Here is a 14,497-nt window from a genome sequence, read left to right on the forward strand (position 1 = left end):
CATTGAGTCCGCGGATGCCGCGGGCTATGGTGTCCCCTTTTTCGCCGGGTGGTTTTGCTCATGCGGTCTGTTGCTGTCGTTCGATCCCTGCGTCTCGCACCTTTGGCGGCGGCCGTCGGATTGCTGGCCGCCTGTGCGGGCACGGGGGGCGCCAAGCCACAGCCCTCGGTGGCTGCGCTGTACACCCGGCTCGACCAGGCCACCCAGGGTTACCAGACCGCGCTGCAGCAGGTCCGCGCCGGCAACAACGCGGCGGGACAGAAGACGCTGGGCCAGGCGCTGGATACGCTGAGGAACGCCTCGTTGCAATGCGGCAGCACCGCCGGTTGCGACCCGCAACGCTTCTTCTCCGCCTACGACCGCATGTTGCGCCTCAAGGACGGCAGCTTCATCGGCGACGAGAGTCCCGACGACGAACCGCAGACCGGCATGGCGCTGGACCAGCGCAGCGCCGCTGCACTGCCCGAGGCGCAGCGCAGCGTGACCCTGCTGCACGGACAGAAGCTGTCCGAGCTGATCGCGATGAACGGCGCGGTGAAGGCCGCACTGCAGATGTGGCTGACCCAGTGGCGGCCGAACCTGATCGACGCCTGGATCAACTACCAGTACCTGCGCAGCGAGATGTGGCCGCAGTACAAGAATGCTGACCTGCCCGAGGCGTTGCTGTTCGGCATCATGGCCAAGGAATCCGGCGGCAAGGTGCACGCGGTGTCGCGCTCCGGCGCGGCCGGCCCGCTGCAGTTCATGTACGCCACGGGCATGCGGTTCGGTCTCACCAACTACAACGGCTTCGACCTGCGCTTCGACCCGGCCGCCTCGGCGCGCGCGAACTCCGAGTACATGAACGAACAGCTCAAGGTGTTCAACGACAATCTGGAGTTGACGCTGGCGGCCTACAACGCCGGCGAAGGTCGCATGAAGCGGCTGGTGGGGCCGGACACCTCGGTGAGTTTCTACGATCCCCGCATCTACGACCAGCTCGCGCAGGAGACCCGCGACTACGTGCCCTCGGTGCTGGCGGCGGCGTGGCTGTTCCTGCATCCGGACAGCTACAACCTGCGCTTCCCGAGGATAGACGGCGTGCCGGGCAGCATCACGCTGAAGCGGCCGGCCTCGCTCGACGAGCTCACCGTGTGTCTCGGTTCGGCGGGCGGCATGGAAGAGGGCTGGTTCCGTACCCTGCGCAATCTCAATCCGCGGCTCGATCCCCAGCAGGAGCAGCCGGCCGGCATGGTGCTGCAGGTGCCGAAGCTGCTGGAGCACTCCTACGCCTCGCGTTGCGTGGACGGCCCCTGGCCGATCCTCGCTGCCGACCTGCACAACGCGGCCGCGCCGGTGGTGGCCGCTCCGCCGCCGCCGGCAGAGCCGGCCAGGACCCGCCGCTACAAGGTGCGCCACGGCGACACCCTGGTCGGCATCGTGCGCAAGCTGCGCTGCTCCAGCGTGCAGGAGATCGCCGAGATGAACCGGCTGCATCACCACCGGATCTCGGTGGGGCAGGAGCTGACGGTGCCGGAGTGCCGCTGAAACCGCGGCCGGGCAGGTGACCGTCAGGCAGTGGCGCCTGCGCGCATCCAGTCCTTGACCGTGTCGGTCGGGCGATGCAGGCGCTTCAGCTCGTTCAGCAGCCGCAGCACCGCCAGATGCTGCAGCTGCAGGCGATCCTGCGGCGAGTGCTTGGTCTCGTGGTAGGCCACGGCCAGCCACAGTGCGATGCCACGCAGCGCCACCTCGGGATTGTCCGAACGCGCCCGCTCGTAGCCGGCGCCGGTGCCATGACCCCAGGGCAGGTAACGCGCTTCCGGCGGTGTGCCGTACAGGTGGGGATATTCGCTGCGTGCCGCCTGGCCGATCTCGCGCAGGGTGAGCAGGCTCAGCTGGGAGCGGCTGCGCTGGGGCAGCGCATGCACGCTGCGTTCGATCTCGCGCAACTGGCGAGTGAGCTGGTACGCGCGGAAGAAGGCGATGGCCGGGCTGAGCAGCTGCATGGAATCCTCGTCCCCTGACACCGCGACCGGCGCGGCAATGGCGGGAGGATAGTGGGCAGGTGACGCACGAGGCGCCCAGTGCGTCACAAAATGACGCCTCGCGTCAGTTTGTGCGCGCGAGTTGCCCCAGTCGCTGGCCCACCCGCACGGCCTGCTGCGGTTGCAGGGCATCCAGTTCGGCCACGCCCTCGGGCAGCAGCACGATCACGGTCGAGCCCATGTTGAAGCGCGCCATCTCGGCGAAACGCGGCAGCGTGATGTTGCGGCCCTCGAACGACTTGCGCCGGATGGTGGGCGCGTAGGGGGGGATCACCAGTCCGTCCCACACGGTAGCCACCGAGGACACCAGGATCGCGCCTACCATCACCACCACGAAGGGGCCCAGCTCGCCCTCGAAGTGGCAGACCAGCCGCTCGTTGCGCGCGAACAGGCGCGGGATCGCTTCCACCGCGAACGGCGCCACGCTGAAGATGCGCCCCGGCACATGGACGGTTTCCTTCAGCGTGCCGGCCAGCGGCATGTGCACGCGGTGGTAGTCGCGCGGCGACAGGTACACGGTAGCGAAGCGACCGTTGCGGTACGGCGCGGCGGCCGCTTCGTCGCCCAGCAGTTCGGCGGCGCTGTAGTCCTGGCCCTTGGCCTGGAAGATGCGCCCGTCCACGATCGCGCCGGCCTGGCTGATGCGGCCGTCGGCGGGCGACAGCAGGGTGGCAGGGTCCGCATCGGCCGTGCGCGCACCGGGCTTCAGCTTGCGGGTGAAGAAGGCATTGAAGTGCTGGTAGGCCAGCGGATCAGGCTGTGCGGCCTCGGCCATGTTCACGCCGTAGTTGCGCACGATGGTGCCGATCAGCCAGTTCTTCCATGGCCCGAAGGTCCAGCGGGTGCCCCAATAGACCAGGCGCGAGAGGAAGCGGTGCGGAAGGATGTATTGGAGGATTACTTTCAAAGTCATCCGGCCAGTATACGGGGCCGCCGTAGCGATTCCCGCACCGTTCACCCTGAGCGTAGCGAAGCGGAGTCGAAGGGCCGCCCCGCAGGGAGCATGCCCTTCGACTTCTTCGCTCTTGAACACGCGGCCATCCATGGCCGCTCTCCGCGTCAGCCCTGCGGGCCTACGCTCAGGGCGAACGGTGCGGGAGGTCCTTCGACCCCGCTGCGTCCAGGGCGAACGGCGCGGGGCTTATAATCGCCGGCCGACCTGCCGCCTCCCGGATCGCCGTGACCGCCGAACTCGCCACCATCATCGACTTCATCCGCTACGGTGCCAGCCGTTTCTCGGCGGCCGGGCTGACCTTCGGCCACAGCCATGACAACCCGATCGACGAGGCCACCCACCTGGTGCTGGCCAGCCTGCACCTGCCGCCGGACATCCCGCCGGCCTATGGCGCGGGCCGGCTCACGGCCGAGGAGCGCGCGAACGTGCTGGCGCTGATCGAGCGCCGCGTCACGGAGCGCCTGCCGGTGGCCTACCTGGTCGGCGAGACCTGGTTCGCTGGCTTGAAATTCAAGAGCGACCGCCGCGCCCTGGTGCCGCGCTCGCCGATCGCCGAGCTGATCGAGTCCGGCTTCGCACCCTGGCTGGACGAACGCCACGTCGAACGCGCGCTGGACCTGTGCACCGGCTCGGGCTGTATCGGCATCGCGATGGCCGAGTACAACCCGGACTGGCGCGTGGACATCGTGGACATCAGCGACGAAGCGCTGGCGCTGGCGCGCGAGAACATCGCGTTCCAGCACGTCGAGTCGCGCGTCGAGGCGGTGAAGTCCGACCTGTTCGAGGGCGTGCGCGGCCGCAGGTACGACCTGATCGTCTCCAACCCGCCCTATGTCACCGAGGACGAATACGTCGCGCTGCCCGGCGAATATGCGCACGAGCCCAAGCTCGGCCTCACCTCGGGAGAGGATGGTCTGGACATCTGCCTGCGCATCCTCGACGAGGCCGCCGACCTGTTGACCGACGACGGCCTGCTGATCGTCGAGGTGGGCGAGAGCGAGCACGCGCTGGCGGCGCTGCTGCCGGAAGTGCCCTTCGTTTGGATCGAGTTCAAGGTAGGCCAGATGGGCGTGTTCGCGTTGGAGCGGCGCGACCTGGTCGAGCATCACGCGGCGATCCGGGCCGCTGCGGCCGTGCGCCGCTGAGGCCATGAAGCTCGTTACGGCGCGACTGTGGCTGGACGCGCTGCGCCACGACGATGCCGTGGCGCTGTTCGCCTATCGCGCCGATCCCGCGGTCTGCCGCTACCAGGGCTGGCGTCCGGCCGCCCTGGCCGATGCCGAGCGTTTCATCGGCGAGCAGTCGGCGGTGGCCGTGCCGTCGCAGGGCCAGTGGTGCCAGCGCGCCATCCGCCATCGCGGCGACGGCACACTGATCGGCGACCTTGGTTTTTGCCTTGCCGATGCCCAGGCCGAATTCGGCATCACGCTGGCGCCCGCCGCCCAGGGCAACGGTTACGCCCGCGAGACGCTGCATGCGCTGTTCGGCTGGCTGTTCGGCGAGGTGGGCATCCATCGCGTGCACGCGTCGGTCGACCCGCGCAACGCGCTGAGCGTGGCCTTGTTGCAGGCGATGGGCATGCGCAAGGAGGCTCATTTCCGCGAAAGCCTGCTGTTCCACGGCGAATGGGTCGACGACGTCGTTTTCGGGCTGCTGGCGCGCGAGTGGACTGACGCCGCCGGCAAGGACGCGGGGATTGCTGCATTGCGGTAAGCTTTGGCGGTTTCCCGCGGATGTCCAGGCCCGTGTCCAGCAATTCCTTCGGCAAACTCTTCACCGTCACCACGTTCGGCGAAAGCCACGGGCCGGCCATCGGCTGCGTGATCGACGGTTGCCCGCCGGGTCTGGCGATCAGCGAGGAGGAATTCCGCCAAGACCTCGATCGCCGCGCCACCGGCAAGTCGCGCCATACATCGCAGCGGCGCGAGGCGGACGAGGTGGAGATCCTGTCCGGCGTATACGAAGGCCGCACCACCGGCACGCCGATCGCGCTGCTGGTCCGCAACACCGACCAGCGCAGCAAGGACTACGGCGACATCGCCTCGACCTTCCGCCCGGGCCATGCGGACTACACTTACTGGCAGAAGTACGGCATCCGTGACCCGCGCGGCGGCGGACGCTCGTCGGCCCGCGAGACCACCATGCGCGTGGCGGCCGCCGTGATCGCCAAGAAATGGCTGGCCGAACGTTACGGCGTGCGCGTGCGCGGCTACCTGGCGCAGCTCGGCGGGATCGCCCCGGACGGCTTCGAGTGGGCCGCGGTGGAACAGAACCCGTTCTTCTGGCCTTGCGCCGAACAGGTGCCGGCGCTGGAAAAGGCCATGGACGCCCTGCGCAAGTCCGGCGACTCGGTGGGCGCGCGCGTCAGCGTGGTAGCCGAGGGTGTGCCGCCCGGTTGGGGCGAGCCGATCTACGGCAAGCTGGACGGCGACCTCGCCAGTGCGCTGATGTCGATCAACGCGGTGAAGGGGGTGGAGATCGGCGACGGCTTCGCCGCGGTCGCGCAGCGCGGCAGCGAGCACCGCGACGAGATGCATTTGGACGGCTTTACGTCCAATCATGCGGGTGGCATCCTTGGCGGCATCAGCACGGGGCAGGCGGTGGTCGCCTCGATCGTGCTGAAGCCCACCTCCAGCATCCTGATCCCCGGCCGCAGCGTGAACCTGGCTGGCGAGCCGGTGGACGTGGTCACCAAGGGGCGCCACGACCCCTGCGTCGGCATTCGCGCCACGCCCATCGCCGAGGCGATGATGGCGCTGGTACTGATGGACCACGCGCTGCGCCACCGTGCGCAGTGCGGCGACGTGGGTGAGGTGACGCCGCGCATTCCCTGAGAGGAGCCGCCGACCATGAGCATGCCAGCCGCACCGCATACCGGTTCGCAACTGCCGCCGGGCAACGTGCTCAGCGACGCCATCCGCTACTGGGAGCCGCGGCGCGTCGGCTACAACCTCGCGCTGGCCGGCGTGGTCCTGGGCTGGCTGGCGGTGGCATGGACACGCCTGCGCGGGCTGCTCGGCGTCGAGCATCTGCTCGCGCTGTTCGTGCTCGCCGTGCTGGCCAATGTGTGCTACTGCGCGGCCTACCTGGTGGATGTGCCGGTGCAGCTCTCGGCCTTCCGGGACGGCTGGCGCCGGTGGCGCTGGTTGCTCTGGCTTGTGGGCACGCTGTTCGGCATGGCGTTGGCGTGGTTCTGGATCGCCGACGAAATCCTGCCGGCCGCCGGGGGCTGACCGGATGGGGACGGCCGCCAAGCCCAGCGTATGGATCTCGCGCCCGACCTTCCCGGACGTGATCGCCCGGCTGGAGCCGCATTTCCATGTATCGGCCGAGCCGGCGGAAACGAAGTTCACCTCCGCCGAGCTGGCCGGGAAGCTGGCCGGCTGCGACGCCGCCATCGTGGGCCTGAAGGAGCACGTGGGCGCGGCCGAGCTGGCCCGCGCCGGGCGCCTGCGCATCGTGGCCAACCTTGCCGTGGGCTACGACAACCTTGATCTCGCCGCACTCGATGCGGCCGGCATCGCCGCCTCCAACACCGCCGACGTGCTCAACGAGAGCGTGGCCGACTACGCCTGGGCGCTGCTGCTGGGTGCCTCGCGGCGCATGGGTGCGGCCGAGCGCTGGCTGCGCGCGGGGCAGTGGCACGCCACCGAATTCAGGGGCTGGCTGGGTACGGACGTGCGTGGCCGCACGCTGGGCATCCTCGGCATGGGCCGCATCGGCCAGGCCATCGCGCGGCGCGCGCAGGGCTTCGGCATGCCGGTGCTGTACCACAACCGCTCGCGCCTGCCGTCGGCCGTCGAGCAGTCGTGCCGCGGCCGCCACGTGGACAAGCCCACTCTGCTGCGCGAGTCGGACTGCCTCGTGCTGGTGCTGCCGTTGACGGCGGAAACCCGCCACGCCGTCGGCGCCGCCGAGCTGGCGCAGATGAAGCCGACCGCGGTGCTGGTGAACGTGGCGCGCGGCGGCATCGTGGACGACGCGGCGCTGGCCGCCGCCTTGCGCGAAGGCCGGCTCGCGGCGGCCGGCCTGGATGTTTTCGAGGGCGAGCCGCGGGTGCATCCGGACCTGCTTGCGCTCGACAACGTGCTGCTCAGCCCGCATATCGCCAGCGCCACGACCGATACCCGCCGTGCCATGACCGCAGTGGCCGTGGACAATGTGCTGGCGTTCTTCGGCCACGGTCCGCATGCCGGGCATCCGCCGAACCTCCTGAACCCCGCAGCGCCGGCCATGGCCGGCGCCCCTTTACCCACCCGCGAAGAACCCACCCGATGAGCAAGAAGAGCAGTTACAAAGTTGCGATGGTCGGCGCCACCGGCGCCGTGGGCGAGACCCTGCTCGCCATCCTCGCCGAGCGCAACTTCCCGGTCAGCGAGCTGGTGCCGCTGGCGAGCGAGCGTTCGGCCGGCGGCACGGTGGAGTTCGCGGGCAAGCAGGTCACGGTGAAGAACCTCGCCGACTACGACTTCGCGGGCGTGGACATTGCCTTCTTCTCGGCTGGCGGCTCGGTGAGCAAGGTGCATGCGCCGCGCGCGGCGGCGGCCGGTGCGGTGGTGATCGACAACACCTCCGAGTTCCGCTACCAGGACGACATCCCGCTGGTGGTGAGCGAGGTGAACCCGCACGCCATCGCGCAGTACACCGCGCGCGGCATCATCGCCAACCCGAACTGCTCGACCATGGGCATGCTGGTGGCGCTGGCGCCGATCCACCGCGCGGTGGGCATCGAGCGCATCAACGTGGCCACCTACCAGTCGGTCTCGGGCGCCGGCCGCTCGGGCATGGAGGAGCTGGGCCGGCAGACCGCGGCGCTGCTCAGCTTCCAGGACGTGGAGAAGGCCAAGTTTCCCAAGCAGATCGCCTTCAACGTGATCCCGCACATCGACGACTTCCAGCCCAACGGCTACACCAAGGAAGAGATGAAGATGGTGTGGGAGACGCGCAAGATCCTTGAGGACGAGTCCATCGCCGTGAACCCCACCGCGGTGCGCGTACCGGTGTTCTACGGGCACTCCGAGGCGGTGCACATCGAGACCCGCGACAAGATCAGCGCGGAACAGGCCCGCGAATTGCTGGAGCAGGCCGAGGGCGTGGTGGTGATGGACGAGCGCAAGGCCGGCGGCTACCCCACCCCGGTGGGCGACGTGGCCGGCAAGGACCCGGTGTTCGTGGGCCGCATCCGCGAGGACATCTCGCACGATCGCGGCCTCGATCTGTGGATCGTCTCGGACAACATCCGCAAGGGCGCGGCGCTGAACGCCGTGCAGATCGCCGAACTGCTGGTCGAGGACTTCCTGTGAGGCGCGGCTTGTACTGGCTGGCGCTTGCCGGCGCGCTGGCGGCCGCGCCACCGTGGGCGTGCGCGCAGCAGTCGACCGGCGCCCATGCCTCCAAGGAGGTGCGCAAGCAGGCGGCTGCGGTGGCCCGGCAACGCGCCGAGGTGCAGCGTCTGCAGCGCGACGTCGCCGCGCAGGAATCCGGCAGCCATGCCGCCGCGCAGCGGCTCAAGCAGCAGGACGCGGAAATAGCCGAACTGCAGCGACAGCTGCAGGCGGCGCAGCCGCCCGGGGCGGCCGCCGGCAAGGGGCGCTGAGGGTCGCCGGACGGCCCCGGGCCCCGCGGCAAGTTCTGGAATGCGCGACAGCAATACGTCGCAAGTCTGCGATCCTGCTATTGTTGATCCGTCCGCATCTAACTAAAGTGGCGCCTCGTCCGGGCGAAGCGCCGCCATCGTGGTGGCCTTACCAGACGCCAAGGCTTGTTCGGGGGAGCGCGTGATGAATCGTTCGTTGAAACTGCCGCTGCTGGTGGCATTGGCCCTTGGCAGCGGCCATGCCCTGGCGCTGGACCTGGGCCAGATCCAGGTCAAGTCGGCGCTGGGCCAGCCGCTGCTGGCGGAGATTCCGGTGCAGAAGGCCACGCCCGCCGAGTTGCAGCAGCTCAACGTGCAGCTGGCCTCGGGCGAGGAATTCGCACGCGCGGGGGTTGCCGGGGGGCGGCCCACGATTCCGTTGCACTTCGATGTGGTCGATGGCGGCAATGGCCGCAAGGTGATCCGCATCACCAGCGATGCGGCGGTCAACGATCCCTTCCTCGACCTGCTGATCGAGATCCACGGTGGCAGCGGCAAGAGCGTGCGCGAGTACACCATCCTGCTCGATCCGCCGGGCAGCAGCCCCGCACCGACGCAGGTCGCCTCGCGGCCGTCCACCCGCACGGCACGCCCGGCGGTGGCCGCACCGGCCGCGCGGGCCGCCAGTCAGGCGAGTCCGGACGAGCAGGTCGCCAATGGCCGCTTCGGGCCGGTCGAGCGCGGCCAGACCCTGTCCGCGGTGGCGCACCAGACCGCACCGGCCGGCGTCGACGTCAACCAGATGCTGCTGGCGCTGAAGCAGGCCAATCCCGACGCGTTCTACCGCGACAACATCAATGCGCTGAAGGCCGGCGCGGTGCTGCGCATTCCCGACAAGGCCGCCGCCGAGGCGGTCGCGGTGGCCGCCGCCGCCGCGGAAGTGCGCCGCCAGAATGGCGACTGGCGCAGCGGCACGGTGAGCAGTTCCCCGGTGAGCGTGGCCGACGCCGGCACGCGCGCCACCACCTCCAGTTCCCCGACCGCGGCTGCCGGCAGCTCCGGCGATCACCTGGCCCTGGTGCCGGCGAAGCAGGGCAGCAAGGCGGCCCCGACGTCCGGCGGGTCGGACAAGGCCTTGCGCCAGGACCTGCAGCGCAGCCAGGAGGCCATGGCCAGCCTGCAGCAGCAGGGAGAGGACCTGAAATCGCGGTTGAAAGAACTCGGCGACATCAACAGCAAGAACGAACGCCTGCTGGCGCTCAAGGACAACGAGATCGCCGAGCTGCAACAGAAGCTCGCCGCGGCACGCCAGGCAGCCGGCCAGCCAGCGGAGCCGGCGCACGCGGCCACGACGGTCGCGGCACCGGTAGCCGCGGCGAACGCGTCGAAGGCGGCGGAGTCGCCGGCCGGTGCCGCCTCGGCCCCGACAGCCGGGAGCGAGGCCGTGGCCACGGCCGCCACGGCGCAGACCCCGGCTGCCGCATCGACCGCACCTGCGGCGGCCAAGCCGGTCGCCGCGGCGGCCAGCACCATGCCGATCAAGCCAACGGCCATCAAGCCGGCGCCGGTTGCCAGCGAGGAACCCTGGTACACCCAGCTGTGGGCACAGGCGCTGGGCGCCGTCGTCATCCTGCTGCTGTTGCTGGGCGCGCTGCTTGGTCGCCGGCGCAAGGCGAAGCCCGCGGCCGTGTCGCCGAAGCTGGCGCCGTCGCTGGCCGATCGCTTCGGCGATGCGCCGTCCGCCGACGGTGGCGACGATGCCGACCAGAACATGCTGCTCGACCAGCTGGCCGAGCATCCCGACGACATCAGCCTGCACCTGGAACTGGTGAGCCTGTATTACAGCCGCCGCGACGTCGAGCACTTCGAGGCCGCCGCCGAGGCCATGCACGCCCACGTCACCGATCCGCAGCAGGAGGAGTGGCAGGACGTGCTGCACATGGGCGAGGATCTGGTGCCCGGTCATCCCTTGTTCGCCGGCCATGACGGCATGTCGGCCGACGAGCGCGACGCGCATCAGGGCTTCGACATCGACCAGTACGCCGCCGAGCCCGCGGCCGCGCCGGCCCCGGCGGCGCCCGCTGCGTCCGGGCCGCCGCCGCTGCCTGCGAACCCGGTGAAGGTAAGCGAGTACAACTTCAACTTCGACCTGACGCCGGCGCACGAAGCCGCACCGAAGCGGGCCGACAGCGTCGAGGCCGCCCCCGCTGCGGCAGGCCGCGCCGCCGGGGCGGACGACGACGCGACGGTGCTGCGCGAGACGGCGTCGAGCTGGCACTTCGACGAACCGGAACTGCAGGTGCAGCCGGCCGGGCACGACATCGAGCCGCGCGATTTCAGCGACGACCCGGTGGACACCAAGCTCGACCTGGCGCGCGCCTACCTCGACATGGGCGACCCGGACGGCGCCCGCGCCATGCTCGAGGAGGTGCTGCACGAAGGCAGCCAGACGCAGCGCGACGTGGCCAAGCGCATGCTCGACGACCTGCACTGAGCTGCCTGCGCACACTCGAAACCCCGAACGGGCCGGCCATGCCGGCCCGTTTGATTTTCGCGACCAGGGAGGACTGTTACGCTGCGCACTTTCCGCGATTCTTACGATCCATGCGCATCGCCCTGGGTATCGAATACGACGGCACCGACTTCCTCGGCTGGCAGCGTTTGAGCCACGGTCGCACGGTGCAGGGCGTGCTGGAAGCCGCCCTGTCGAAAGTCGCCGCGCAGCCGGTCGAGGTGACCTGCGCGGGCCGCACCGATGCCGGGGTGCATGGCCGTTGCCAGGTGGTGCACTTCGACGCCCCGGTGACGCGCGAGATGCGCGGTTGGCTGCTGGGCGCCACCTCCAACCTGCCGCCCAGCGTGGCGGTGCTGTGGGCGCAACCGGTAGCCGGCGGATTCCACGCGCGCTTTTCCGCACGCAGCCGGCGCTACCGTTACACCATACTCAACCGGCCGGTGCGCGCGGCGCTGGATGCGCGCTACGTGACCTGGGAGCGCCAGCCGCTGGACGCGGCGCGCATGCACGTCGCGGCGCAGGCCTTGCTTGGCGAACACGACTTCTCCGCGTTCCGTGCGGTGTCCTGCCAGGCCACGCATCCGCGCCGGTGCGTGCTGGCGGTGGGGGTGCGGCGCGAGGACGAACAGGTGATCGTGGAGATCGAGGCGAACGCCTTCCTGCACCACATGGTGCGCAACATCGTAGGTTCGCTGTTGCCAGTGGGACGCGGCGAGCAGCCCGTTGCCTGGATCGGCGAGTTGCTGGCGGGAGGCAGCCGCGGGGCGGCCGGGCCGACCGCGCCGTCGTCCGGACTCACCTTTCTCGGGCCGCGCTACGAGGCGCATTGGGGCCTGCCGGCCGAAGTGAGCCAGCCATGACGCGCATCAAGTGCTGTGGCATGACCCGTGTCGAGGACGCGCTGTTGGCGGCGCGGCTCGGCGTCGATGCGATCGGTCTGGTGTTCACCGCGCGCAGCAAGCGGCGGGTGTCGCTGGAGCAGGCGCGGACGATCCGTCGTGCGCTGCCGCCGTTCGTGGACGCGGTGGCGCTGTTCATGGGCGACGAGGCGGCCCTGGTCGACGAAGTAATCGCGGTGGTGCAGCCGGACCTGCTGCAGTTCCATGGCGACGAAACCGACGACTGGTGTGCGCAGTTCGATCGGCGCTACCTCAAGGCCATCGCGATGGGCGAGGGGGCCGCGGCCTTGCCGCGCCTGCACGGTTACCCGCGTGCCGCCGCGCTGCTGCTGGACGGCCACGCCGCGGGCGAGGCCGGGGGCAGCGGCAAGGCGTTCGACTGGTCGCTGCTGCCGCGCGATCTCGCCCAGCCGGTGGTCCTCGCCGGCGGCCTGCACGCGGGCAACGTGGGCGCGGCGATCCGCGCGGCGCGGCCGTGGGCGGTGGACGTGGCCAGCGGCGTGGAGTCGGCGCCGGGGATCAAGGATGCGGCGAAACTCGCGGCCTTCGTCGGCGCGGTGCGTGCCGAGACCTCCCCGTGACCGCTGCCATCGACGAATATCCGGCGGACGGGCGGTCTTTCGGCGCGGCCGACCTGGTCGGCCGCGATCGCCCGCTGGTGATCCGTGGCCTGGTGCGCGACTGGCCCATCGTGGAACTGGCCCGGCATTCGGACACCGCTTTTGCGCAGCGGCTGGCCGAACTCGACAACGGCACGCCGGTGGACACCTTGCTGATCCCGCCGGAATGCGACGGCATCGTGGGCTACACGCCGGATCTCGGCGAGCTCAACTACGCGCATCACCGCGTCACGGTGACCCAGGGACTGCAGCGCCTGGCGCAATACAGCCGGCAGGATCGCGCGCCGGGGCTGGCGATCCAGAGCGCGCTCATCAGCGCCAGCCTGCCCGGCTTCCGCGAGGAGCACGCGCTGCCGTTCGTCGACGCCGGAGTGGAGCCGCGATTGTGGATCGGCAACCGGGTCACCACGCCGGTGCACTTCGACGCCTATCACAACATCGCCTGCGTGGTGTGCGGTGCGCGGCGTTTCACGCTGTTGCCGCCCGAGCAGTTGCCGAACCTCTACATCGGTCCGCTGGACTTCGCACCCACCGGCGCCGCGATCGGCATGGCCCGGCTGGATCGCCCGGACGATCCGCGCTATCCGCGCCTGAAGCTGGCACTGGCCGCGGCGCTGGTGGCGGAGCTGCATCCCGGCGACGCGATCTACATCCCGCCGATGTGGTGGCACCACGTCGAATCGTTGGAACGGCTCAACGCGCTGGTGAACTATTGGTGGCAGCCCACGACGGAGGCGGGCCGTTCCTCGGATCTCGCGCTGGGTGCGCTGTTCCACTGCATCCTTGGCTTCGCGGCGCTTACGCCCGGCGAAAAGGCGGGCTGGAAAATCCTGCTCGACCATTACGTTTTCGGCGACGGCGATGTCGCCGCGCACATTCCGGAAGAGCGCCGCGGCATGCTCGGCCCGCTGACGCCCGGGCAGGTGGAGCAATTGCGCCAGCGCATCCGGCGCTATCTCTGATCCGACAGTTCCGTGCGCAGCCAGTCCGCCAGCGCTCCCATGCGGCTGTCGCCCGCGTGCCGCGAACTCGCCAACACCCAGCGTGCAGCCGTCTCGCGGAATCCCCAGGGAGCCAGCAGCCGACCGCTGGCGAGGTCGTCGGCCACCAGCGGCTGCGGCGCGATCGCCACGCCCAGGCCGGCCGCGGCGGCTTCGAGCAGGAAGTAGAGATGCGGCAGCGCCTGGGCCTGCTGCAGCGATTCGGGCGGCAGTTCCATCGCCCGCGCCCAGTCCGGCCACGCCTGCGGGCGCGACGCGGTGTGCAACAGCGGCTCGTCGCACAAGGCAGACGCAGGCTGTTCGCGCAGGCGCTCCGCCCCCGGATAGCGCGGGCTCAACACCGGGCCGATGCGTTCCGGTGCCAGTTCGTGCACTTGCCAGTCGGCGGGCCATGGTGGCGCGGCCAGCAGCAGGGCGGCATCGACGTCGGCAAGATGCCCGGCGACCGGTTCCTCCTGCACGGCGAGGTGCAGTGTCAGCGCGGGCAATTCGTGGCGCAGGCGCTCCAGTCGCGGAATCACCCAGCGCGCCAGCACGCTGCCGGAGCAGCCCAGCACGAAGGCCGCGGTCGCACGCGCATGCCGCAACTGCAGCCACGCCTCGCGCAGCTGCCCGAAGGCGGTGCTGCACTGCTCGCGCAGTTGCTGGCCGATTGCGGTGAGGGCGACGCCGCGACCCTGCCGGACGAACAGCGGCTGGCCCAGCGCCTCTTCCAGCGCGCGCACCTGGCGGCTCACCGCGCCATGGGTCACGTGCAGTTCCCCGGCGGCCAGGCTCATGCTGCCCAACCGCGCGGCGGCTTCGAAGGCGCGCAGGGCATTCAGCGAGGGCAGGTCGCGATCCGGCATGCTGTGAGTCTAGCTCAAGTATCGAAGCGATCTTTTCGCTTTTTCATTGCCGTGGCT

The 14,497-nt window shown here is 69.9% G+C and carries 15 protein-coding genes; 12 read left to right on the forward strand and 3 right to left on the reverse strand.

The genetic code is table 11. The features are described 5' to 3' along the window. Nucleotides 1-60: 60 nt before the first annotated feature. Nucleotides 61-1,527: a transglycosylase SLT domain-containing protein gene (locus AC2EWF_RS03615; protein ID WP_483637980.1), complete on the forward strand. Its 1,467-nt coding sequence runs from the start codon at nucleotides 61-63 to the stop codon at nucleotides 1,525-1,527. Between the two features lie 23 nt (nucleotides 1,528-1,550). On the opposite strand, the gene AC2EWF_RS03620 is transcribed toward AC2EWF_RS03615, so the two are convergent. Continuing rightward, a complete protein-coding gene (locus AC2EWF_RS03620; RefSeq protein ID WP_483637981.1) occupies nucleotides 1,551-1,988 on the reverse strand; it encodes a hypothetical protein in 438 nt (145 codons plus the stop codon). Nucleotides 1,989-2,091: 103 nt separating this feature from the next. Continuing rightward, nucleotides 2,092-2,940 (reverse strand): archaetidylserine decarboxylase, encoded by an 849-nt coding sequence (gene asd, locus AC2EWF_RS03625; RefSeq protein ID WP_483637982.1) that lies wholly within the window; start codon nucleotides 2,938-2,940, stop codon nucleotides 2,092-2,094. A 266-nt stretch (nucleotides 2,941-3,206) separates the two neighbouring features. Here asd and prmB point away from each other — a divergent pair, with 266 nt between their 5' ends. The 11 genes from prmB (at nucleotide 3,207) to AC2EWF_RS03680 (ending at nucleotide 13,553) form a co-directional block, all read left to right on the forward strand. After that, nucleotides 3,207-4,127, forward strand: coding sequence for a 50S ribosomal protein L3 N(5)-glutamine methyltransferase (gene prmB / locus AC2EWF_RS03630; protein ID WP_483637983.1), 921 nt, complete (start codon nucleotides 3,207-3,209; stop codon nucleotides 4,125-4,127). 4 nt (nucleotides 4,128-4,131) lie between these two features. Next, a complete protein-coding gene (locus AC2EWF_RS03635; RefSeq protein ID WP_483637984.1) occupies nucleotides 4,132-4,695 on the forward strand; it encodes a GNAT family N-acetyltransferase in 564 nt (187 codons plus the stop codon). Nucleotides 4,696-4,727: 32 nt separating this feature from the next. Beyond that, complete coding sequence (gene aroC / locus AC2EWF_RS03640) at nucleotides 4,728-5,816, forward strand: chorismate synthase (RefSeq protein ID WP_483637985.1); 1,089 nt, start codon at nucleotides 4,728-4,730, stop codon at nucleotides 5,814-5,816. A 15-nt stretch (nucleotides 5,817-5,831) separates the two neighbouring features. Further along, nucleotides 5,832-6,215 (forward strand): hypothetical protein, encoded by a 384-nt coding sequence (locus AC2EWF_RS03645; RefSeq protein ID WP_483637986.1) that lies wholly within the window; start codon nucleotides 5,832-5,834, stop codon nucleotides 6,213-6,215. A gap of 4 nt (nucleotides 6,216-6,219) precedes the next feature. Further along, nucleotides 6,220-7,260, forward strand: a complete 1,041-nt coding sequence (locus AC2EWF_RS03650; protein WP_483637987.1) for a 2-hydroxyacid dehydrogenase — start codon at nucleotides 6,220-6,222, stop codon at nucleotides 7,258-7,260. Then, a complete protein-coding gene (locus tag AC2EWF_RS03655) occupies nucleotides 7,257-8,285 on the forward strand; it encodes an aspartate-semialdehyde dehydrogenase (protein WP_483637988.1) in 1,029 nt (342 codons plus the stop codon). The genes AC2EWF_RS03650 and AC2EWF_RS03655 overlap by 4 nt, the downstream gene beginning before the upstream one ends. Next, the gene (locus AC2EWF_RS03660; protein WP_483637989.1) at nucleotides 8,282-8,578 is read left to right on the forward strand and encodes a hypothetical protein; all 297 of its coding nucleotides are present in this window, start codon (nucleotides 8,282-8,284) and stop codon (nucleotides 8,576-8,578) included. The genes AC2EWF_RS03655 and AC2EWF_RS03660 overlap by 4 nt, the downstream gene beginning before the upstream one ends. A 184-nt stretch (nucleotides 8,579-8,762) precedes the next feature. Then, a complete protein-coding gene (locus AC2EWF_RS03665) occupies nucleotides 8,763-11,051 on the forward strand; it encodes a motility hub landmark protein FimV (RefSeq protein ID WP_483637990.1) in 2,289 nt (762 codons plus the stop codon). Between the two features lie 110 nt (nucleotides 11,052-11,161). After that, nucleotides 11,162-11,932, forward strand: a complete 771-nt coding sequence (truA, locus tag AC2EWF_RS03670) for a tRNA pseudouridine(38-40) synthase TruA (protein ID WP_483637991.1) — start codon at nucleotides 11,162-11,164, stop codon at nucleotides 11,930-11,932. Then, on the forward strand, nucleotides 11,929-12,552 hold the full coding sequence (locus tag AC2EWF_RS03675) for a phosphoribosylanthranilate isomerase (RefSeq protein ID WP_483637992.1): 624 nt from the start codon (nucleotides 11,929-11,931) through the stop codon (nucleotides 12,550-12,552). Before truA ends, AC2EWF_RS03675 begins: the two co-directional genes overlap by 4 nt. Further along, on the forward strand, nucleotides 12,549-13,553 hold the full coding sequence (locus tag AC2EWF_RS03680) for a cupin-like domain-containing protein (RefSeq protein WP_483637993.1): 1,005 nt from the start codon (nucleotides 12,549-12,551) through the stop codon (nucleotides 13,551-13,553). Before AC2EWF_RS03675 ends, AC2EWF_RS03680 begins: the two co-directional genes overlap by 4 nt. Here the strand turns inward: AC2EWF_RS03680 and AC2EWF_RS03685 are convergent. Beyond that, on the reverse strand, nucleotides 13,544-14,440 hold the full coding sequence (locus AC2EWF_RS03685) for a LysR family transcriptional regulator (protein ID WP_483637994.1): 897 nt from the start codon (nucleotides 14,438-14,440) through the stop codon (nucleotides 13,544-13,546). The genes AC2EWF_RS03680 and AC2EWF_RS03685 overlap by 10 nt on opposite strands. Between the last annotated feature and the right edge of the window lie 57 nt (nucleotides 14,441-14,497).

This window comes from Rhodanobacter sp. sgz306013 (assembly GCF_057031145.1).

Coding starts and splice junctions, on each gene's coding strand:
- AC2EWF_RS03615 (WP_483637980.1), top strand. CDS start 61: ATGCGGTCTGTTGCTGTCGTTCGATCCCTGCGTCTCGCACCTTTGGCG.
- AC2EWF_RS03620 (WP_483637981.1), bottom strand. CDS start 1,988: ATGCAGCTGCTCAGCCCGGCCATCGCCTTCTTCCGCGCGTACCAGCTC.
- asd (WP_483637982.1), bottom strand. CDS start 2,940: ATGACTTTGAAAGTAATCCTCCAATACATCCTTCCGCACCGCTTCCTC.
- AC2EWF_RS03635 (WP_483637984.1), top strand. CDS start 4,132: ATGAAGCTCGTTACGGCGCGACTGTGGCTGGACGCGCTGCGCCACGAC.
- AC2EWF_RS03645 (WP_483637986.1), top strand. CDS start 5,832: ATGAGCATGCCAGCCGCACCGCATACCGGTTCGCAACTGCCGCCGGGC.
- AC2EWF_RS03650 (WP_483637987.1), top strand. CDS start 6,220: ATGGGGACGGCCGCCAAGCCCAGCGTATGGATCTCGCGCCCGACCTTC.
- AC2EWF_RS03655 (WP_483637988.1), top strand. CDS start 7,257: ATGAGCAAGAAGAGCAGTTACAAAGTTGCGATGGTCGGCGCCACCGGC.
- AC2EWF_RS03665 (WP_483637990.1), top strand. CDS start 8,763: ATGAATCGTTCGTTGAAACTGCCGCTGCTGGTGGCATTGGCCCTTGGC.
- truA (WP_483637991.1), top strand. CDS start 11,162: ATGCGCATCGCCCTGGGTATCGAATACGACGGCACCGACTTCCTCGGC.
- AC2EWF_RS03675 (WP_483637992.1), top strand. CDS start 11,929: ATGACGCGCATCAAGTGCTGTGGCATGACCCGTGTCGAGGACGCGCTG.
- AC2EWF_RS03685 (WP_483637994.1), bottom strand. CDS start 14,440: ATGCCGGATCGCGACCTGCCCTCGCTGAATGCCCTGCGCGCCTTCGAA.